The following is a 19,188-nucleotide window of genomic DNA, read 5'->3' as shown; positions in this document are numbered from 1 at the left end:
CGTGGCGGTCGTCGGTGAAGGGGCGTAGTACGAACAGGGTGAGCGATGACGGCTTGACCCTCCGCACCCTGACCACCGACGACCTGCCCGCACTCTCGGACATGCTGGCGCGTGCCTTCCTCGCCGATCCTTCGGAAGGATTCCAATACCGCGAAGGACTGGTGTTCGAACCCGAGCGTTCACACGGCGTCTTCGACGGCGACGAGCTGATCGGGATGGGGGAGATCCTCACCCGGAAGATCACCGTTCCCGGTGCGGGGCCGACGCCGTTCGCGGCGATCACTTCGGTCGGCGTCGCGCCGGGGCATCGGCGGCGGGGCGCGCTCACCCGGGTCATGCGGGCGCAGCTACACGGCCTGCACGACGACGGCGGCGAACCGATCGCCGCGTTGTGGGCGTCCGAGGCCGTCATCTATCCACGCTTCGGCTACGGGCTCGCGGCGCAGTTCTATCGCGCGAAGATCCGCGCGAAATCCGCGTTCCGGCCCGGTGTCGGACTCGAACCCGAGCGGGTGCGCGAAATCGGCCGCGAGCAGGCGATCCCGCTGATCAAGGCGATCTACGAAAAGGAAGCGCCCCAACGGGTCGGCGCGCTGGACCGGCCAGGGGCGACGTGGGAGTTCAACCTCGACGACCCGGAGCGGCGGAGGAACGGCGCGACCGCGATGAGGTTCGCCGTCCTGCCCGACGGTTACGTGATCTACCGGCTGAAGAACGACTGGAACGACGACGGCCCGCGAGGAATCCTGAGCGTGCAGGAACTGGTCGCGACCACGCCGGAGGCGTACGCGACGCTGTACCGTTTCCTGCTCGACTACGACCTCGTCTTCACAGTCGAGGTGTCGGCCGCCCTCGACGAACCGCTCATCCACCTGCTCGCCGACCCCCGCGCCATGACCCGGACCGGCGGCGATTCGCTGTGGCTGCGCATCGTCGACGTCGATCGCGGCCTGATCACCCGGCGCTACAACGCCCCGGTGGACCTCGTAATCGGCGTACGCGACGCCTTCTGCCCGTGGAACGCCGGGAACTGGCGGCTCGTCACCGACGCCGACGGCCAAGCGGAAGTGACGCGCGTGGAGGACACGCCGGATCTCGAACTGGACGTCACCGACCTCGGCGCCGTCTTCCTCGGCGGAACCAGGCCCAGCACCCTGGCCGCGGCGGGCCGGATCAAGGAGCGGACCGCCGGCGCGGTTTCGCGGGCGACGGCGGCGTTCGCCACCGACCGCGAGCCGTCCTGCCTGGAATCCTTCTAGGGTTTCAGGATTCCGTGCTCGGTCACCACCGCGGTGATCAGCTCGTGCGGCGTCACGTCGAAGGCGGGGTTGAACACTTCCGCGCCTTCGGGTGCGACCTTCGTGCCGCCGAAGGCCAGGATCTCGCCGGGATCGCGTTCCTCGATCACGATCCCGGTGCCGTCCGGCATCGCGGTGTCCACAGTGGACGACGGAGCGACGACCACGAACGGGATGCCGTGGTGCTTCGCCGCGATCGCCAGGCCGTAGGTGCCGATCTTGTTGGCGACGTCGCCGTTGGCGGCGATCCGGTCGGCGCCGACGAGGACACAGTCGACCAGGCCACGGCTCATCGCCGCGGCGGCCGCGCCGTCGGGCTGGATCCGGTACGGCACACCGGCTTCGGCCAGTTCCCAAGCGGTCAGGCGGGCACCCTGCAGCAGCGGCCGGGTCTCGTCGACGAGTACGGACTCGACCAGGCCGCGGGCCTGCAGATGCCAGACGACGCCGAGCGCGCTGCCCCAGGCGACCGTCGCGAGATGGCCGGCGTTGCAGTGGCTCAGCAGCCGCAACGGCCGCCGCCCGCAGCGCTCGATCACCACGTCGGCCGCCAGGCGGGAGGCCTCGTGGTTGATCCGCTCGTCCTCGTCGAGGATCGCCAGGGCTTCCGCGAGAACGGCTTCCGGCCCCTCCGGGAGCTTCGCGAGGGCACGGGAAACGCCCCAGCTCAGGTTGACCGCCGTCGGCCGGGCCTGGGCGACACGGCGCGCCTCGGCCTCGACGTCGCCCTGCGCGCGGGTGGCGAGCACGACGCCGAGCGCCCCCGCCGCGCCGAGCGCCGGCGCCCCGCGCACCGCGAGCCGCTGGATGGCGGCGACGAGTTCGCCGACCGTGCGCAGTTCGAGCACGCGATACTCGGCGGGCAGGACGGTCTGGTCGATGATCGTGACCGCGTCACCGGTCCAGTCGATCGTCCTGCGCATGGCTCCCCCGTGAAATCCGGTTGTCCCGTCGCGGCCGCCTCGGTGAGGATGCGGCTCGTGACCATTGAACGCCACCATCCGCCCGGTCTGCACCCCACGCCCACCTACCACCACGTGACCATCGTCGAGGGCCGGAGGGACGTCCACCTCGCCGGCCAATGCCCGCTCGCCGAAGACGGCAAGGTCGTCGAAGGCGACGTGCTCGCCCAGGTCGACCAGGTCGTCGCGAACACCGCCGCCGCGCTCGCCTTCGCCAAGGCGACCCCGGCGGACGTCGTGCGCACGGTGATCTACGTGGTGACGCCGGACGCGGACGTCCTCTCGGCCGTGTGGGACCGGTTCGTCGAGTCGGAGATCGGGGAGGCCTTCACCACCGCGAGCACCCTGCTCGGCGTCGCGCAGCTCGGCTACCCCGGGCAGCTCGTCGAACTCGACGTCACCGCCGCCACCGCCTAAAGCTGAGGTACATGAAGGCTCCCTTCCTGTACCTAGGCGCAAGGATGGGGGCCTTCATGTACTTGGGGAAGGGGTCCTTCACGCGCAGCCGCTGTGACTGCTGGTGTGCTTGGGTCGAGTGTGGCGATCGTCGGGTCCGTGAAGGCCTCCTTCACTACCTTCAGGGTAGGTAAGGAGGCCTTCACGGATCTGGCTCGCGATCAAGCCGCACCCGAAAGCCAGTAGTGGCCGCGGCGCCCGTCGCCGCCAGCTTCCCCCAGCGAAAGTCCCGCCCAGTATCGCTCGGGCTTCTCGCTCAGTTCGCGCGATTCATCGGATACGCACACGCCTGTCGGTCAGAGACCGGCCATGAGGTCGGTCTCCGTGATGCCCGGCCCCTGCCCGGCACGGATGAACCACTCGACGCCGAACGCCTGCGCGAAAGCCTCGTCGGGCATCGCCAGGAAGAACGAGTCCTCGCTGATCTGGCTGGCGTGCGCGCGCATCGCGGCCCGCTTGGCAGGCAGGTACGCGGTGACGTCGACCCTCGCCGTCAGGATCGCCTCCGGTTTGCCGAACTCGGAACCGTCCTCGAAATCGGGGAGATCCTCGGCCTTCATCTGCCCGGTCCGCACCGCCTCCTCCATGCCGCGGCGCATCTCGTCGCTGTTGCTGGTCGCCTCGTAGACCCGCGGCGTGCCCGCCAGCTCGGCCGCGCGCATCCCGACGCGGTGCACCTGGATGTGGTCCGGATGCCCGTAGCCGCCGTTGTCGTCGTAGACGGTCAGGACGTCGGCCTGCTCCTCACGCAGGATGGCGGCCAGCCGCTGCGCGGCCTCCTCGACGTCGGCCTGCCAGAACGTGCCGGGCACGTCGTTGCGCGGCTCGCCCATCATGCCGGAATCGGTGTACCCCAGGAACTCCACGCGTTTGGCCCCCAGGACCTCCGCGGATGCGTGCGTCTCCTGCACGCGGCGCTGCCACAACTCCTCTCCGTCGTCGAGGAAACCGTCCGGTACCTCGCCGACCTCCCCCCTGGTCGCGACGACGAGCACGACACGGTGACCTTCCTCGAAGGCCTTGCGCATGACGCCTCCCGCGACGATGCACTCGTCGTCGGGGTGGGCGTGAAAACTCACCAATGTGGCCATGGTGGGGAAACTACCGGGAGGCACCGACATATTCCGCCGGTCGGAAGCCTCAGGCCGGGTAGGTCCGCCCCAAGAACTCCAACGTCAGCGCCCAGGCAGCCGCGGCCGGCTCCGGCTGATGGAACATCGGCGCCACGTGGTTGTGGAACGCGTGCCCCGCGCCCTCGTGGATGTGGATCTCCGCGCCGTCGTGGGAGGCGACGGCGTCGGCGAGGCGACTCACTCCCTCCGCGGGGATGTAGGGGTCCGCGCCGCCGAACTGGAACTGGATCGGGCAAGTGATCTTGTCCAGCAAGGGAAGTTGCTCGGGAACGCGGGAGCCGTAGTACGAGACCGCGACGTCCGGGTCGCCTTCGGCGGCGGCCGCGTAGGCCATCGAGCCGCCGAGGCAGAAGCCGAAGACGCCCGCGCGGCCGCCGGTTTCGGGCAGCGCGCGCAGGGTCGCCAGGGTCGCGAGGACGTCGGTGACGGCGCTCGCCGGGTCCAACTGGCCGGCGACGGCCATCGAAGCCGAGACACCGGCTTCGTCGTGCGTGGCCGACCAGCCGGGGGAGATCCGCCAGAACAGTTCGGGCACCGCGACGACGTAGCCGAGGGCGGCCAGGTCGGCGGCGACCGACTTGAGGTAGTCGTCGAGACCGAAGATCTCCTGGATCAGCACCAGACCCGGGCCGGAGCCGGATTCGGGCAGCCAGAGCGGGGCGTCGAACGAGCCGTCGGCGACGGTCACCTTGGTCATCGGGGTCCTTCCAGTGCGCGCACGAGGCAGTCCGCCACGAGGGCGGCCTGCGTGCCGTCGGGGTCGAGGTCGGGATCGAAGATGGTCAGCTCCAGCCCGGCGGCACCGGGGATCGAGAGCAGGCCCCGGAGCAGCCCGACAAGCTTGTCCGGACTGAGCCCGCCGGGATCGGGACTGTCCACGGCGGACACGAATTCCGGGTCGAGGGTGTCGATGTCGATGTGGATCCAGAAACCGTCCAGTGGCGCGAAAATCTCCCGGGCGGCGGCGAGCGCACCGTCGGTGCCGGACGCCATGATCTCCTGGCTGGTCACGATCCGGAGCCCGGCGTCCCGTGCCTCGGCGGACTCCTCCGCGCGCACGCCGAGCACGAGGACGTCCTCGTCGCGGACATAGGGCTTCAGACCGTCCACATCGGCCAGTTCCGGTTGGCCGCGGCCGGTTACGACGGCGAGAGCCTCGCCACCCACGTTGGCGACGTACTCGGAATTGCCGAGATGCCGGAAGTCGTCGTGCCCGTCGAAGTAGACGATGCCGTAGCGGCCTTCGCGACGCAGCGTCAGCATCGCGGCGAGCGCGATCGAGCAGTCGCCGCCGAGGACCACCGGGAAGCCGCCGTCCGCGCGGATCTTCGCGAGACGTGCGGCGAGGGCCTCGGTGTAGGCCGCGATCCCGGCCGCGTTCCGCACACCGCCATCGGGTGACCAGGCGGGCAGATAGCGCGGCGGGGTGACGACGCCGCCGTCGGCCGCCCCCAACCGGGTGAGCAGGCCGTGGTCACGCAGCGCGCCCGGTGCCTTGTAACAGCCGGGGACCACGCCTTCGGCGGGCGGGCGCAGCCCGAGATTGGACGGTGCGTCGAGCAGTACGAGATTCCCCATGGTCACACCGTAGTAGCGATGTCTGGTGCCGCGCCGTCCGTCCCTTTAGGTTGATGGGACGGACGGAGGAGGCTCAATGGCGGAGCGGACCAAATACATCCTCGACGAAGCGGATATGCCGACCAGGTGGTACAACGTCGTCCCGGATCTGCCGGAGCCGCCGCCACCGCCCTTGCATCCCGGCACCCGCGAGCCGGTCGGCCCGGACGATCTCGCGCCGCTGTTCCCGCAGGCGCTCATCGCCCAGGAGGTCAGCACCGAGCGGTACATCGACATCCCGGAAGAGGTCCTCGACGTCTACCGGCTCTGGCGTCCGTCACCGCTGTTCCGGGCGCGGCGGCTGGAGAAAGCGCTCGGCACCCCCGCCCGCATCTACTACAAGTACGAGGGCGTCAGCCCGGTCGGCTCGCACAAGCCAAACACCGCCGTACCGCAGGCGTTCTACAACGCGGCGGAGGGCGTCACCAGGCTGACCACCGAGACCGGCGCCGGGCAGTGGGGGAGCGCGCTCGCGTTCGCCTCCGCCACCTTCGGGCTCGAGTGCGAGGTGTGGCAGGTCCGCGCTTCCTACGACCAGAAGCCGTATCGCAAGCTGATGATGGAGACCTTCGGTGCGACGGTGCACCCGAGCCCGTCCGAACTGACCGAATCCGGCCGCGCGATCCTGGCCGCCGATCCGGACTCGACCGGCAGCCTCGGCATCGCGATCAGCGAGGCGGTCGAGCAGGCGGCGCAGGCGGAGAACACCCGCTACGCGCTCGGCAGCGTGCTCAACCATGTGCTGCTGCACCAGACGATCATCGGCGAAGAGGCGCTCAAGCAGTTCGAGCTGGCCGGGGACACCCCGGACGTCCTCGTCGGCTGCACCGGCGGCGGATCCAACTTCGGCGGGCTCGCCTTTCCTTTCCTGCGAGAGAAACTCGCGGGCCGGATGAACCCGGTCATCCGCGCGGTCGAACCGGCCGCCTGCCCGACGCTCACCCGCGGGAAGTACGCGTACGACTTCGGGGACACCGCGGGGCTGACGCCGTTGCTGAAGATGCACACGCTCGGTCACGACTTCATCCCCGATCCCATCCACGCCGGTGGCCTGCGCTATCACGGGATGTCCCCGCTGATCTCGCATATCTACGAACTCGGGCTGATCGACGCGATCGCCATCGGGCAGGAGGACTGCTTCGCCGCGGGCGTGCGGTTCGCGCGCACGGAGGGCATCATCCCCGCGCCCGAGCCGACCCACGCGCTCGCCGCGTGTATCCAGGAAGCGTTGCGGTGCAAGGAAACCGGGGAGGAGAAGGTGATCCTCACCGCGCTGTGCGGGCACGCGCACCTCGACCTCCCGGCGTACGGCGCGTACCTGGCGGGCGACATCTCCGATCACGCGCTGCCCGACGAGGCCCTCGAGAAGTCCCTCGCCGGCCTCCCCTGAGCGCGTTTAGTCCTCTGGATGCGGTCCTTGCGCACGCAAGTACCGCATCCAGAGGACGAAACGCGGGGGTCAGCCGGTCACCTGGTAGCCCGAAGTCCGGTTCCGCCCGGTGTTCTTGGCCTCGTAGAGCGCCCGGTCCGCGACGGCGATCACCGTGTCCAGATCGGCGACGCCCGGCCGGTCGGCGAGCCCGATCGACACGGTGACGTGCTCGGGCAGGTCATCGGCGCGCGAAGCCACGCTCGACCGGATCCGTTCCGCGATCGCGTGGGCGTGCACGGCGGGGGTGCCCGGCAGCAGGACGACGAACTCTTCGCCGCCGAAGCGCCCGACCAGATCCGTGCCGCGCACCTCGGTACGCAGCGTTTCCGCGATCGCCGCCAGATACCGGTCGCCGACCAGATGCCCGTGCCGGTCGTTGATCAGTTTGAACCGGTCGACGTCGACCATCAGCAGGCTGGTGTGCCGTCCCGCGCGCCGCGCGCGGTCGAGTTCGTCGGTCGCGGCCTCACGCCACGCCTTCGCGTTGAGCAGCCCGGTCTTGGCGTCGCTGCGCGCCTGCCGTTTCAGCTGCCGCAGCAGGACACCGCGATGCAGCACCAGCGTGATCCCGACGACCAGCAGCAGCACCACCGGCCAGTCCCGCAGCGCCCACGCGACGATGACGCCGAGCGCGATCGTCGCCGCTTCGAGCGCGTACTCGAACGGCTTCGCCAGCGCGTCCCGCAGGCGTTCGTGCGGCGTGCCGTAGTACACCGCGACCGTCATCAGCACGGTGTTGACCAGCAGGAAGACCCCGCCCGCAGCGACAACCGAACCGAACGACGACGCGTCGCGGGGGAGCACGTCGAACGGCACCGCGTACCGGGACAGGTAAGCGGCCGCCGCGAACCCCGAGAGCACGGTCGCCGAGGTGGAGAACACCCGGCGGAACAACGGGTTCGGCTGCCCGCGGAACCAGCGGTAGAAGAACGACACGGCGATGACCAGCGCGGCGAGCGCCGGATGCACCAGCAGTACGGCGGCGAAGGTCCACACGCTGTCGAGGGAGATGTGCGGCGTACCGGCGAACCGTTCCCGCACCCGCTCCACCGGACGCGACAATTCCGTGTACAGCACCGAGCTGAGGATCAGGATCGCGAAGGGGAGCGCGTCGCCCTCGGTGAAGGGGACGCGGAGAAAAGACCAGGCGGATCCGGCGATCGCCGCGACGTCCACCAGGAGGACGAAGCCGATCAAACCACGGTTGGGTAGCCGCCACAGCGCCCAATTCGTTAGCGCCACGGAGACGAACGTAATCGGTTGGATACTAGGTGTCACTACGCTGTATGGGTAGGCGTGGGTGCACCACGCGTGACCGGAACGGGGAAGCGGAGGGGGTGAGCCCTATGCGCGGGCAGAACTGGTGAGTACCGGGTTCCGGTCTAAAGGGGGTGCGGTGGGGCCACGTGGCGCCAAGCCCGGGTGGCCGGAACAGCCACTACGAGACCGGCGAGTGCGATGACCGAGACCGTCGTCGCCGGTGAACCGAGCACGCCGACGAGCAGGCCGCCGGCGATCAGCCCGATTCCCTGCACGGCGATGAGCCCCGACCCGGCGAGGCCGAAGGCCTGGCCTCGTTCGGTGTCGGGTACCAGCCGCATGAACGTGGTGCTCGCGGTGACCTGGTAGGCCGCGCACATCCCGGACAGCACGAGCAGTCCGGCGGCGTAGGGGAGCGACGGCCGGAACCAGAACGCCGCGAGCGGCACGATCGCGCCGAGCGCCAGCGCACCGACCAGGCGCAACCGGATCTCGGGCCGCACGAGGCGGCCCAGCGCGAACACCCCGAGCACGATCCCTGCGGGATGCGCCGCGAGCAGCAGGCCCGCGGTCACCGCCCCGCCGCCGATCTCCGCGGCGTACGGCACGGCGAGCCCTTCCGGCACGATCACGAAACCCGCCAGCCACGCCAGGCCGACCAGCGCGCGCAACCGGCGGTCACGCCAGATCGTCCGGGCGCCCGCCGAAAGCCGCCGCAGGGTCGACGTCGCGGGGCCTTCGGCGCCCGTCGCGGGCCGCGCCCGCACACCCAGCCGCAGGACGACCGCCGAGACGGCGAACGTCATCGCGTCCAGTGCCAGCCCGCGGCCCGGCCCGATCGCGGCGATCGCCGCGCCGCCCAGCGCGAATCCGGCCAGCTGACCGATCTGGTTGGTGATCTTCAGCAGGGACTGGCCGAGCACGTAGGAATCCCCGCTGAGCACCGACGGGAGGACCGCGGCCTGCGCGGCGGTGAACGGCGCGTTGGCCAGCTGCACCACCACCAGTACGGCGGCGAGCACGGGCAACGGGATACCGGGCACGGCGAGCACCGCGACCAGGAGCGCGCGGACGACGTCGGAGCAGACCATCACCGCGCGGCGCGGGTACCGGTCGGCGAGACCGCCGAGCAACGGCCCGCCGATCAGATCGGGGAGATAGGTGAGCGCGTACGTCAGCGCCGGCCACGTCGCCGAGCCGGTGCGCTGGAACACCAGCACCGACAGGGCGACCCTGGCCACCTGGTCGCCGAGGATGGACTGGAGTTCCGCGAACCAGATCGCGCGCAGTTCACCGACCGCGAGGATCTGCCGGAAGGTCGCCTTGGCTTCCACGAGGTGACCACCCCCGCCCGGTCGAGTGAGTCACTCAGCGTACCGCTCCGGGCGCGGGTGGTGAACCCTCAAAGCGCGTGAAGGGCTACTCCGTGCCGCAGGTGATCTTCGGCTGCGGGTTGTAGTGCACGTTCCGGGTGTGGCGCCGGATCTCGCGGCCGGTCGCGGCGTCCTTGATGACCCGCGTGTCCGACGTGGTGAAACCGGGCGCGCCGTTGCTGGGCTTGCAGTTCTCGGCGGGGCCGGGTTTCGTCGGCGGGTCGGACGGGTTGGTGCGGCCGCCCGGGATCGACTCGACGGTGTACTTCTTGGTTCCCCACAGCCGGATCGTGATGTCCGACGGCGTCCAGATGGTCTGGATCGCGACGCCGGTGTCCCCGTCGTTGGTGAACTTCAGGTCGATCACGCTGCCGCCGTTGTGGTTCTGGAACACGGTCGCCTCGCGGGCGGCCGGGTAGCGGCTGATGTAGTAGCTGTGTTCCTTGTGCTCGGTGTCCTTCATGCCGGCGAAGTACGAGGCGTTGTACAGCGTGGTCGCGAACTGCGAGATCCCGCCGCCGACCTCGCGGCCGGGCGCGCCGTCCTTGATGACGCCGGCCTCGACGTAGCCCTGCGCGGCACCGCGCGGCCCGGTGAACCCGTTGAGGCTGAACGTCTCGTTCGGCTTCACGATGGCGCCGTTGACCTTCTGCGCCACGACCCGGATGTTCGTCCCCGAGTCCGGCGCGAAGCCGCCGGTCTTGAACTCGCTGACGACCTCCTTGATGCCGAGCTGGTTCGCCTGCTCGGTGGTCACCTTGGCCGGGGTCTTCTTGTAGGTCACCGGCAGCTCGCGCGGCGCGGCGCGCTTGAGCACGTCGAGCACCGGCTTGAGGCTCGGCTCCCAGTCGACGACGTTGGCGTCCTCGGACGGCTGGACGGTCGGCTTGCCGCCTTCGAAGACGATCTGCGCGTCCTTGCCCTCCTTCTCGGTGGACTTCAGCTGCGGACCTGCGGCCTCGATGATCTTGTTGTTGTCCACCTTCGGGTTCAGCACGCCGCCGTCGACGGGCTCGAAGGTCAGCGCACCCGCGATGTCCTCGGGTTTGACGACGGCGTCCTTGCCCTCGCCCTTGATGACCATCGGCGCCGAAACGGCGGGCTTCGCGATCTGCTCGAGCGCGGCGTGGACGGCCTCAGGCGAGACCTTGACCGGGGTCTGGGTGACCGCGAGGTTCAACTGCTCGCCACTGGCCCAGCGCTCCAGGATGGTCTTCTTGGCGGCTTCGAGGTCGAGCTTCTGCCCGGTCTTCGGCTCGACGGCGACCGGCTTGGCCTCCTCGAAGCGCACGGTGCCTTCGACGGGGTCGCGGTCGACCTTGTCGCGCAGGTTCTCCAGCGCGCCGGTGAGCTTGGCGTCGTCGGTCTGGGTGACGACGCCGACCTCGGTCGTCGAGAAGAACGACGCGATCCGCGTGAACGGGTTCAGCGGCTGGTCGCCCGCCTGGTCCAGGGTGGCGGGCCAGTCGAGGCGCAGGCCGGCGTTGTTCGGCGCCAGCGACTCCTCGGCGTCGCCCGCGACGATCTTCACCGGCCGGGTCAGCCGCGGTTCGATGCCGCCCCGGAGCTCCTTCTCGGCCGCGGTGCGGTCCATCCCGCCGACGTCGACCCCGGCGACGGTGACGCCGCGGGGGACGCTGCCCTGGGAGACCAGCACGTCGAGGGCGTACGCGACGACCAGGAGGCCGAACACGCCGCCGCCGATGAAGGCGGCCTTGCGATAGCTGCGACGGCGTTTCGGTGGCGTGGGCTCCTGCGGCGTGGCAGACTCCGCGAACCCGGGCGTGACGACCGGGAGAATGTCCGTCTGCTCAGCGTGGGACTCGGGCCAGCGCGGTTCCTGCGGCAACTCTCCACCCTCCACGGTCCGGCGAGTGCCGGGCTTCGTGATCGAACATCCGGGCTTCCACACGTTCCGGACGTAGGTTCAAGATACGGGGCGCGTTTTGTGGGCCTGCAACTCGCCCGGTTGGGTGAGCGGGTCACTCCGTCGGGTGGTCACTGGGCGTCAGGTTCCGGGTTTTCGCCCACCCGTGCGAGAAAATCGAAGTCACAGCCTTCATCAGCTTGCGTGATGTGTTCGGAGTACAACGCGCCGTAACCACGTTCGTAGCGCGGTGCGGGCGGTTTCCAGGCCTCCCGCCGGAGTTGCAATTCCGCATCATCGACGTCGAGGCTCAGCCGTCGCGAAGGGACGTCCAAGGTGATCGGGTCGCCGTCGCGGACGAGCGCGAGCGGACCGCCCACATGGGACTCCGGTGCGACGTGCAGCACGCAGGCGCCGTAGCTGGTGCCGCTCATCCGGGCGTCGGAAACTCGGACCATGTCGCGGACCCCCTTGGCCAGCAGGTGATCCGGCAACGGAAGCATCCCGTACTCGGGCATGCCGGGGCCGCCGAGCGGGCCCGATCCGCGCAGCACCATCACCGAATCCTCGGTGATGCCGAGCGCGGGGTCGTTGATGCGCTTCTTCAAATCCCGGTAGTCGTCGAAGACCACGGCGGGTCCAGTGTGGACGAGCAGCCGCGGTTCGGCGGCGATGTGCTTGATCACCGCGCCCGACGGCGCGAGATTCCCGCGCAGCACCGCGACTCCTCCTTCGGTGGCGACGGGATTGTCACGCGTGCGGATGACGTCGTCGTCGTGCACCCTCGCCGAAGCCAGGTTTTCGCCGAGGGTCCGGCCGGTGACCGTGACGCGATCGGTGTGCAGCAGGTCGGTCAGCCGGGAGAGCAGACCGGGAAGCCCGCCGGCGTAGTAGAAGTCCTCCATCAGCCAGTCGCCGCCGGGCCGGATGTTCGCGAGCACCGGCACCCGGCGCGCGATCGCGTCGAAATCGTCGACGGACAACGGGATCCGCCCGCGTCCGGCCATCGCGATCAGGTGGATGACGGCGTTGGTGGAGCCGCCGAGCGCCAGCACGGTGGTGATCGCGTCGGCGTACGCGCGCTCGTCGAGGATCTTCGTGATGGTGAGGTCCTCCCACACCATCTCGACGGCCCGCGCGCCGCTCGCCGCGGCCATCCGGTGGTGCGCCGAATCGACGGCGGGGATCGACGCCGCGCCGGGCAAGGTCAGGCCGAGCACTTCGGCGACCGACATCATCGTGGACGCGGTCCCCATCGTCATACAGGTTCCGGGAGAACGGGCCAGTCCACGCTCCAATTCGGACAGTTCCTCGTCGCCGATCAGCCCGGCCCGCTTGTCGTCCCAGTACTTCCACATGTCGGTGCCGCTGCCGAGCACCTCGTTCCGCCAGTGCCCGCGCAGCATCGGCCCGGCCGGCACGAAGATCGCGGGCAGTCCCGCGCTCGTCGCGCCCATCAGCAACGCGGGTGTCGTCTTGTCGCACCCGCCCATGAGCACCGCGCCGTCGATCGGGTAGGACCGCAGGATCTCTTCGGTCTCCAGGGAAAGCAGGTTGCGGTAGAGCATCGGCGTGGGCTTCTGGAACGTCTCGGACAGCGTCGCGACCGGGAACTCCAGCGGGAATCCGCCCGCCTGCCACACCCCGCGTTTGACCTGTTCCGCCCGCTCGCGCAGATGCATGTGGCAGGGGTTGATGTCGCTCCAGGTGTTGAGGATCGCGATGACGGGTTTCCCGAGGTGCTCCTCCGGGTTGTAGCCGAGTTGCCTGCTCCGGGCCCGATGGCTGAAGCCGCGCAGTCCGTCGCCGCCGAACCAGCGGTGGCTGCGGAGTTCCTCAGGGTTCCTCATGACCGCGAGTATGGCATCTCATATATGATCGGCCCATGTCTTCGACCTTCAGCCTGCCCGCCTCACGGACCGAAGTGGTGCTCGACGAGATCCGCCGCGGCATCCTCACCCGGGAGTTGAAGCCCGGCCAGCCGCTGGTCGAAGCCGAACTCGCGGCCCGGCTCGGCGTCTCGAAGACGCCGGTCCGGGAAGCGCTCAAGGTGCTGTCGAACACGGGACTCGTCACGTTCAGCCCGTACAAGGGCGCTTCGGTGTGCGTGGTGGACGCGGAGCTGGCGAAATCCGTGTACGACGTCCGCATGGTGCTGGAGCCCGAGGCCGTGCGCCGGTCGGTCGAACGTCGTTCCCCGGACCTGCTCGAAGACGCCGCGGAAGCGTTGAAAGAGGCGTCGGCGGCGCTCTCGGACAAGGATCACGCCGCGCTCAGCCTGCTCAACCGCCGGTTCCACCGTGCGTTGTACAGCGGCTGCGGCAACCCGCTGATGGTGTCGATACTGGACGACCTCAGGGACCGCGCCGCGTTGATCAGCGTGGTCGGCTGGGAGGCGAATCCCAGCTGGCGCAAGGAATGGAACGAACACAAAGCGGTGCTGGCGGCGGCGAAGAAGGGCGACGCCGAGGGCGCGGCCGGGTTGCTGCGCACCCACATCGGCGATTTCCTGGAGCGGACTCTCGAAACCATCGGAGACGCTTGATGCGGCTGCTGCTCATCGCCGACACCCATCTGCCGCTGCGCGCGAAGGCGCTGCCGGATCAGGTCTGGCGCGAGGTCGACGCGGCGGACGTCGTCGTCCACGCCGGCGATTGGGTCGAGGTCGCCCTGCTGGACGAACTCGAGGCCCGGAGCGAGCGGCTCATCGGCGTCTACGGCAACAACGACGGAGCGGATCTGCGGGCGCGGCTCCCCGAGATCGCGCGGGCGGACCTCGGCGGCGTTCGGCTGGCGGTCGTCCACGAAACCGGCGCCAAACAGGGCCGTGAACGGCGCTGCGACGAACTCTTCCCGGACACCGACGTCCTCGTGTTCGGGCACAGCCACATTCCTTGGGACACCGTCACCCCGAACGGGATGCGGCTGCTGAACCCCGGCTCGCCGACCGATCGGCGGCGGCAGCCGTTCTGCACCTATCAGACCGCCGAGGTCCGCGACGGCGAATTGCGCGATGTCACGCTGCATGAGCTGCCTCTTCGCCGCTGACGGGGTAGACAGGTAGGCATGGAACCGGCGCAGGCGTTGAGGGAGATCGCGTTCCGGCTGGAACGCGCGGGCGAGCCGACCTACCGGGTGCGGGCGTTCCGGCAGGCGGCCTCGGTGATCGCCAAGGTCGAGCCGGACGACCTGCGCAAACGCGCCGCGGCGGGCACGTTGACCGCGTTGCCGAATATCGGCAAGGCGACCGCGGCCGTCGTCGAAGACGTCCTCGCCGGGCGCCGTCCCGCGTACTTCGAGAAGATCGGCGAGCCGAAGCTGCCCGACGGTGGTGCGATGCGGGCGGCGCTGCGCGGCGACTGCCACACCCATTCGGACTGGTCCGACGGCGGGAGCCCGATCGAGGAGATGGCCGAGGCCGCCCGCGCGCTCGGCCACGAATGGATGGTGCTGACCGACCATTCGCCGCGGCTGACCGTCGCGAACGGGCTCTCGCCCGAGCGGCTGCGCCGCCAGATGGACGTCGTCGCGGAACTGAACGAGACGATGGCGCCGTTCCGGATCCTGCACGGCATCGAGGTCGACATCCACCTGGACGGGACGCTCGATCAGGAGGAGGAACTGCTGGAGCGGCTGGACTTCGTCGTCGCGAGTGTCCACTCGAAACTGCGGATGCCCACGAAGGAGATGACGCCGCGGATGATCGCCGCGGTACAGCATCCGCGGGTCCGCGTGCTGGGGCACTGCACCGGACGGCTGGTGATGGGTGGCCGCGGGAAGCGGCCCGAGTCGGAGTTCGACGCGGAAGCGGTGTTCACCGCCTGCCGGGACAACGGGGTCGCCGTCGAGATCAACTCGCGGCCCGAGCGCCGGGATCCGCCCACGCGGCTGCTGAACCTGGCCGTCGACCTCGGCTGCGATTTCGCGATCGACAGCGACGCGCACGCCCCCGGTCAGCTGGACTGGCTGGTCTTCGGCTGCGAACGGGCCAACGAACTGGGGATCGAGCCGGACCGGGTGATCAACACGCGGACCGCCGAGGACCTGCTCGCGGGCTAGCTCACCCCCTCGCGTGTGTCATGAAAGGGCCGTTCAGGACGAAAGATGTCCTGAACGGCCCTTTCATGACATGCGTCGCGGTGCGCTAGCCGATCTCGTACGGGTCCCCGTAGACCGCCCACTTCAGCGGGGTGTGCAGATCGAGGTTGCCGTCGTTGAGCCACACCAGCTGGGCGGTGTCGATCCGCGACGTGTCCGCGTGCGCCTCTTCCTGCTTCATGACCACGCGCCGCGCGTCGAGGAACGCCTTGAGGTACGCCGTCTCGTCACCACCCTGCGCGGGCGGCTTGGCCTGCTGGAGAGCGGCCGAGCGGATTCCGCCGAAGCTGTCCTGGCTGGTGCCCGGGCCGTGCATCACGATGGCGTCGTAGTAGATGAATTGTCCCAGTGCGCCCAGGCCGTCCGATTTCGCCTGATTCACCGCCGGGTCGAAATAGACACGGTCGCGTTCACCGTTCTGCGCCGCCTTGAAGTCCTCGCGACCGGCGGCCTCCCGCCACGCGTTTTCGAAACCGCTGCCGAGCCCTTCGTGCGAATCGGTGCCGTCGACCTCGCGCAGCGCCGGGAGGTATTCCGCGAGCGGGTTGTCCGGCACCGAGTTCGTGTAGCGCTCGACGAGTTCCAGCATGTCCCCGGTGCCGGAGCAGAACCCGATGATGCCGGCCGTGTACCCGCGCCCGTCGTTGATGTCCTCGATGTAGGAGTACTGCGCTTTCCAGTCCAGCGAAGAGTTTTCCGCGCTGGAGACGATCTGCATCGCGATCTCCTTCTTCTCCGGCGAGGCGAGGTCGCCACCGGAGGCGAAGATCGACGCCGACGCCGGGACGGGCGCCGCGGACGCGAGCGAGGAGAGCGCGACGGGGCCGGAAACGGCGAGGGCGAGAACGGAGACCGCGCCGAGAGCACGACGCATCGCGGGCCGCAGGGTGTCACTCATGAAAGGTGTCCCTTTCCACAGAGAATTGTCATTTCTGTCAAGGTGTTGCTGCGGCGTGGGCACACGATAACCACGGGTGACAGTTTCCGGCAAGGGGGAGAGCCGGTCGAAGATTTTCGGTTACCGGCGTTCGCCGGTGTAGACGACGGCGGCGCATACCGCGTCGACCCCCGAGATCAGTTCGGCGAGCGCCTTCGGAAGTTCCCGATGGGTGGACTCGGCCCAGCCGCGCAGGCCCGCGCGGTCGAGTTCCGGTTCGCAGAAGTCGTCGAGCCCGATGGTCCAGGCCAGCAGGGCCAGGCAGACCGAATGCGGATCCGGCTGTTCGGTGCCGAGGACGGCCGACCGCACCTTGCTGCGCGCCGCCGTCGACATCAGCAGATCCCGCGGCGGGTACCGGTGATTCCTCCGGATGAGCATCCGGTCGGTCTCGCGGTCGATCACCCCGGCGGCGAGCAGATTGTCCGCGACCGTTTCCCCGAGGTCGTGCCGGAGATGGGTGACCCATTCCCGGACGGTGTGCCGTTCGCGTTCGCGGAGGATTTCCGAGAACACCCCGTCGAGCGGGGGATGGGCGAGGCCGCGTCGTGACAGCGGGCGGATTCGCTTGCGTTCCACGGTGATCCGCTCGGCGAGGAGGAGATCGCAGAGCGCGGAACCGGCCATTCCGATGCCGAGTCCCGTGCGGCGCAGCGCGGGTTTTCCGGTGAACTCGTCGTGGGCGAGAAAGAACAGGGAATCGACCAAGGTCAGCCGACGCATGAATGGCACGCCCTCCGGCGTTGTGGTGCGGGACGGCCAAAGTAGCGGTAGTGCGGGTACCGCTGCGACCCGAGGTCCGTTTTTAGCCTGAACGGACGTACCTCGCCGTGGTGCCCGGCCCTAGGGTGGGATGGCTTCACAAGATCAAGAACCTCCACACCGCCAAACCGACGTCCGGGGGACGGGTCCATGGGTACGCAAAGACCGCGGCGCGGTCTCGGTCATCGGCGGCTCGGAGCCGCCCAGATCGTGTTCTTCGTGGTGGCCGCGGCGGGTCCGCTCTTCGCCATCGCGGGCGGGGTCCCGACGAACTACGCGGTCACCGGCAGTGTCGGGGTGCCGCTGTCGTTCCTTCTGCTCGCCCCGATCCTGGGCCTGTTCGCGGTCGGGTACGCGGCGATGAGCCGCTACATCACCAACGCGGGCGCCTTCTACCCGTACGTCGCCAACGGGGTCGGCAAATCCACCGGCGCCGGGATCGCGTTCGTCACGCTGATCTCCTACAACGCCATCCAGATCAGCATCTACGGCCTGTTCGGCTGGTCGGTGTCGACCTGGCTGGGCACGCTCACCGGATCCCCGCCGCCGTGGTGGTTGTGCGCGCTGGTGATGGTGCTCCTCGTCGGCGCGCTCGGCGTCCTGCGGGTCGATCTCAACGCCAAGGTGCTCGGGGTCGCGCTGTGCCTCGAGGTGGCCGTCGTCGCGATCGTCGACATCGCGTTGTTCGCGAATCCGGCCGGTGGCAGCGTTTCCCTGGTCCCGCTGGAACCGTCGAGCCTGTTCACCACCGGGGTGGGCGCGGTGTTCGCGTTCTCCGCGGCCGCGTTCATCGGTTTCGAGGGCGCGGCGACCTACGGCGAGGAGACCCGGGAACCCAGCCGCACGGTCGGCCGGGCGACGTTCGCCGCGATCGCGCTCACCGCGGTGCTCTACGTCGTCTCGTCGCTCGCGCTGGCCGTGGGCGCCGGGCCGGACGTCATCGTGACGACCGCGGCCGCCCAAGGCCCGGATCTGCTGTTCAATCTGGCGGGCGAACATCTCGGCGGCACGTTCTCCGACGTCGCGTACACGCTGTTCGTCACCGGCCAGTGCGCGGCGCTGCTGAGTTTCCACAACGCCGTCGCGCGGTACTTCTTCGCGCTGGGCAGGGAGGGGCTGTTGCCGCGATCGCTGGCCAAGACCAGCAAACGCACCGGCGCGCCGGTGGCCGGTTCGCTCACGCAGACCGCGCTCGCGCTGGTGGTCGTGTCGCTCTTCGCGATCGCGGGCCGCGACCCGGTGACCGAACTGTTCACCTGGCTCGGCACGACGGCGTCGACCGGGGTCGTGGTGATCATGATCGCCGTCTCGCTTTCGGTGATCGGCTTTTTCAAACGGCGCCGTCACGCCGAAAACGCCTGGCGCCGCTGGATCGCGCCGTCGCTGGCGATCCTCGCGCTGTCGGCCGTCCTGGCGCTGATCCTGCTCAACTTCGATCTGCTGCTCGGCCCGGCCGGGACGTTCGTGTTGCGCTGGGGGCTGCCCGGTCTCGTGCTCGTCGCCGCGCTGGCGGGCTTCCTGCGCGCGGAAGTGTTGCGGACGAGGGATCCCGAGACCTACGCCGCCATCGGCGGCCCGCTCGAGGACGAGGAGCTCGCCGCCGTCAAACTGTCCTAAATGGACATGCGCGACGGACCCCCGTCGATATGTCTATAAAGGAATGGTAAAGTGGTCGGCAGATGACGACGACCCGTGCCCCCGCCGCACGGCACCGTTCCGTCTTCTTCCTGCTGATCTTGCTCGTCTTCGCCTTCGTCACGCCGACCGTTCCCCACGGGCACGGCCGGGCCGCGAAGGAAGATCCCGTCGCCGTTTTCGCGACCCATCCGCTGCCCGCCTTCCACGGCGGGCAGGCCGTTCCCCTCGCCGACGCTCCCGCCGAAGCGGAGACCGTCGACCTCCCCGACGCCGGCCACGTCCCTGAGCAGGACGAACCCGTCGTCATCACCCGTGCGGTGCCCCAGGCGCCCGCACGGGCACCTCCGCGCTGACC

At 69.3% G+C, this 19,188-nt stretch carries 18 protein-coding genes; 8 read left to right on the top strand and 10 right to left on the bottom strand.

Translation table 11 applies throughout. The features are described 5' to 3' along the window. Window positions 1–38 precede the first annotated feature (38 nt). A complete protein-coding gene (locus AB8M46_RS36875) occupies window positions 39–1,259 on the top strand; it encodes a GNAT family N-acetyltransferase (protein WP_394363177.1) in 1,221 nt (406 codons plus the stop codon). Here AB8M46_RS36875 and mtnA read toward each other — a convergent pair. Then, entirely contained in the window at window positions 1,256–2,221 is a 966-nt protein-coding gene (gene mtnA / locus AB8M46_RS36870) for an S-methyl-5-thioribose-1-phosphate isomerase (protein WP_394363176.1), read from the bottom strand. The genes AB8M46_RS36875 and mtnA overlap by 4 nt on opposite strands. Window positions 2,222–2,278: 57 nt before the next feature. Between mtnA and AB8M46_RS36865 the strand changes: the two genes are divergently transcribed. Then, on the top strand, window positions 2,279–2,677 hold the full coding sequence (locus tag AB8M46_RS36865) for a RidA family protein (protein ID WP_037346722.1): 399 nt from the start codon (window positions 2,279–2,281) through the stop codon (window positions 2,675–2,677). A 335-nt stretch (window positions 2,678–3,012) separates the two neighbouring features. Here AB8M46_RS36865 and AB8M46_RS36860 read toward each other — a convergent pair whose 3' ends face one another. From AB8M46_RS36860 to AB8M46_RS36850, 3 genes are read right to left on the bottom strand one after another with little or no spacing between them, the layout of a single operon-like run. Continuing rightward, window positions 3,013–3,807 carry a PIG-L family deacetylase gene (locus tag AB8M46_RS36860; protein ID WP_038517736.1) on the bottom strand — a complete coding sequence of 265 codons (795 nt, stop codon included), beginning with the start codon at window positions 3,805–3,807 and terminating at the stop codon, window positions 3,013–3,015. Window positions 3,808–3,856: 49 nt separating this feature from the next. After that, on the bottom strand, window positions 3,857–4,546 hold the full coding sequence (locus AB8M46_RS36855; protein ID WP_037346733.1) for a dienelactone hydrolase family protein: 690 nt from the start codon (window positions 4,544–4,546) through the stop codon (window positions 3,857–3,859). Next, complete coding sequence (locus AB8M46_RS36850) at window positions 4,543–5,427, bottom strand: arginase family protein (RefSeq protein WP_394363175.1); 885 nt, start codon at window positions 5,425–5,427, stop codon at window positions 4,543–4,545. Before AB8M46_RS36850 ends, AB8M46_RS36855 begins: the two co-directional genes overlap by 4 nt. Window positions 5,428–5,503: 76 nt before the next feature. On the opposite strand from AB8M46_RS36850, the gene AB8M46_RS36845 reads away from it, so the two are divergent. Beyond that, entirely contained in the window at window positions 5,504–6,856 is a 1,353-nt protein-coding gene (locus tag AB8M46_RS36845; protein WP_394363174.1) for a TrpB-like pyridoxal phosphate-dependent enzyme, read from the top strand. Between the two features lie 69 nt (window positions 6,857–6,925). Here the strand turns inward: AB8M46_RS36845 and AB8M46_RS36840 are convergent, their stop codons facing one another. The 4 genes from AB8M46_RS36840 to araD all read right to left on the bottom strand — a co-directional run bounded on the left by AB8M46_RS36840 (window position 6,926) and on the right by araD (window position 13,248). Then, the gene (locus tag AB8M46_RS36840) at window positions 6,926–8,140 is read right to left on the bottom strand and encodes a GGDEF domain-containing protein (protein WP_235213473.1); all 1,215 of its coding nucleotides are present in this window, start codon (window positions 8,138–8,140) and stop codon (window positions 6,926–6,928) included. Between the two features lie 140 nt (window positions 8,141–8,280). Continuing rightward, window positions 8,281–9,492 (bottom strand): MFS transporter, encoded by a 1,212-nt coding sequence (locus AB8M46_RS36835; RefSeq protein WP_394363173.1) that lies wholly within the window; start codon window positions 9,490–9,492, stop codon window positions 8,281–8,283. Between the two features lie 85 nt (window positions 9,493–9,577). Further along, window positions 9,578–11,380, bottom strand: coding sequence for a VanW family protein (locus AB8M46_RS36830; RefSeq protein ID WP_125735460.1), 1,803 nt, complete (start codon window positions 11,378–11,380; stop codon window positions 9,578–9,580). A 149-nt stretch (window positions 11,381–11,529) separates the two neighbouring features. Next, the gene (araD, locus tag AB8M46_RS36825; protein WP_394363172.1) at window positions 11,530–13,248 is read right to left on the bottom strand and encodes an L-arabinonate dehydratase; all 1,719 of its coding nucleotides are present in this window, start codon (window positions 13,246–13,248) and stop codon (window positions 11,530–11,532) included. 35 nt (window positions 13,249–13,283) lie between these two features. Here araD and AB8M46_RS36820 point away from each other — a divergent pair, with 35 nt between their 5' ends. From AB8M46_RS36820 to AB8M46_RS36810, 3 genes are read left to right on the top strand one after another with little or no spacing between them, the layout of a single operon-like run. Further along, window positions 13,284–13,943: a GntR family transcriptional regulator gene (locus AB8M46_RS36820; protein WP_037346750.1), complete on the top strand. Its 660-nt coding sequence runs from the start codon at window positions 13,284–13,286 to the stop codon at window positions 13,941–13,943. After that, a complete protein-coding gene (locus AB8M46_RS36815) occupies window positions 13,943–14,446 on the top strand; it encodes a metallophosphoesterase family protein (RefSeq protein WP_394363171.1) in 504 nt (167 codons plus the stop codon). Before AB8M46_RS36820 ends, AB8M46_RS36815 begins: the two co-directional genes overlap by 1 nt. 18 nt (window positions 14,447–14,464) lie before the next feature. Further along, window positions 14,465–15,457 (top strand): PHP domain-containing protein, encoded by a 993-nt coding sequence (locus AB8M46_RS36810; RefSeq protein ID WP_394363170.1) that lies wholly within the window; start codon window positions 14,465–14,467, stop codon window positions 15,455–15,457. 85 nt (window positions 15,458–15,542) lie between these two features. Here AB8M46_RS36810 and AB8M46_RS36805 read toward each other — a convergent pair whose 3' ends face one another. Both AB8M46_RS36805 and AB8M46_RS36800 read right to left on the bottom strand, forming a co-directional pair. Further along, window positions 15,543–16,394, bottom strand: coding sequence for a chitosanase (locus AB8M46_RS36805; RefSeq protein WP_394363169.1), 852 nt, complete (start codon window positions 16,392–16,394; stop codon window positions 15,543–15,545). Between the two features lie 120 nt (window positions 16,395–16,514). After that, window positions 16,515–17,156, bottom strand: a complete 642-nt coding sequence (locus tag AB8M46_RS36800) for a GPP34 family phosphoprotein (RefSeq protein WP_394363168.1) — start codon at window positions 17,154–17,156, stop codon at window positions 16,515–16,517. A gap of 189 nt (window positions 17,157–17,345) precedes the next feature. Here AB8M46_RS36800 and AB8M46_RS36795 point away from each other — a divergent pair, with 189 nt between their 5' ends. Together AB8M46_RS36795 and AB8M46_RS36790 are read left to right on the top strand one after the other, a co-directional pair. Beyond that, window positions 17,346–18,812 (top strand): APC family permease, encoded by a 1,467-nt coding sequence (locus AB8M46_RS36795; protein ID WP_037346764.1) that lies wholly within the window; start codon window positions 17,346–17,348, stop codon window positions 18,810–18,812. A gap of 62 nt (window positions 18,813–18,874) precedes the next feature. Next, window positions 18,875–19,186: a hypothetical protein gene (locus AB8M46_RS36790; protein WP_037346766.1), complete on the top strand. Its 312-nt coding sequence runs from the start codon at window positions 18,875–18,877 to the stop codon at window positions 19,184–19,186. Window positions 19,187–19,188 lie beyond the last annotated feature (2 nt).

It is taken from the genome of Amycolatopsis sp. SB7-3 (assembly GCF_041021335.1).
Lineage (GTDB): Bacteria > Actinomycetota > Actinomycetes > Mycobacteriales > Pseudonocardiaceae > Amycolatopsis > Amycolatopsis japonica.
The sequence above is the reverse complement of the archived record's forward strand: the minus strand, read 5'-3'. Positions and strand labels throughout refer to the sequence as shown.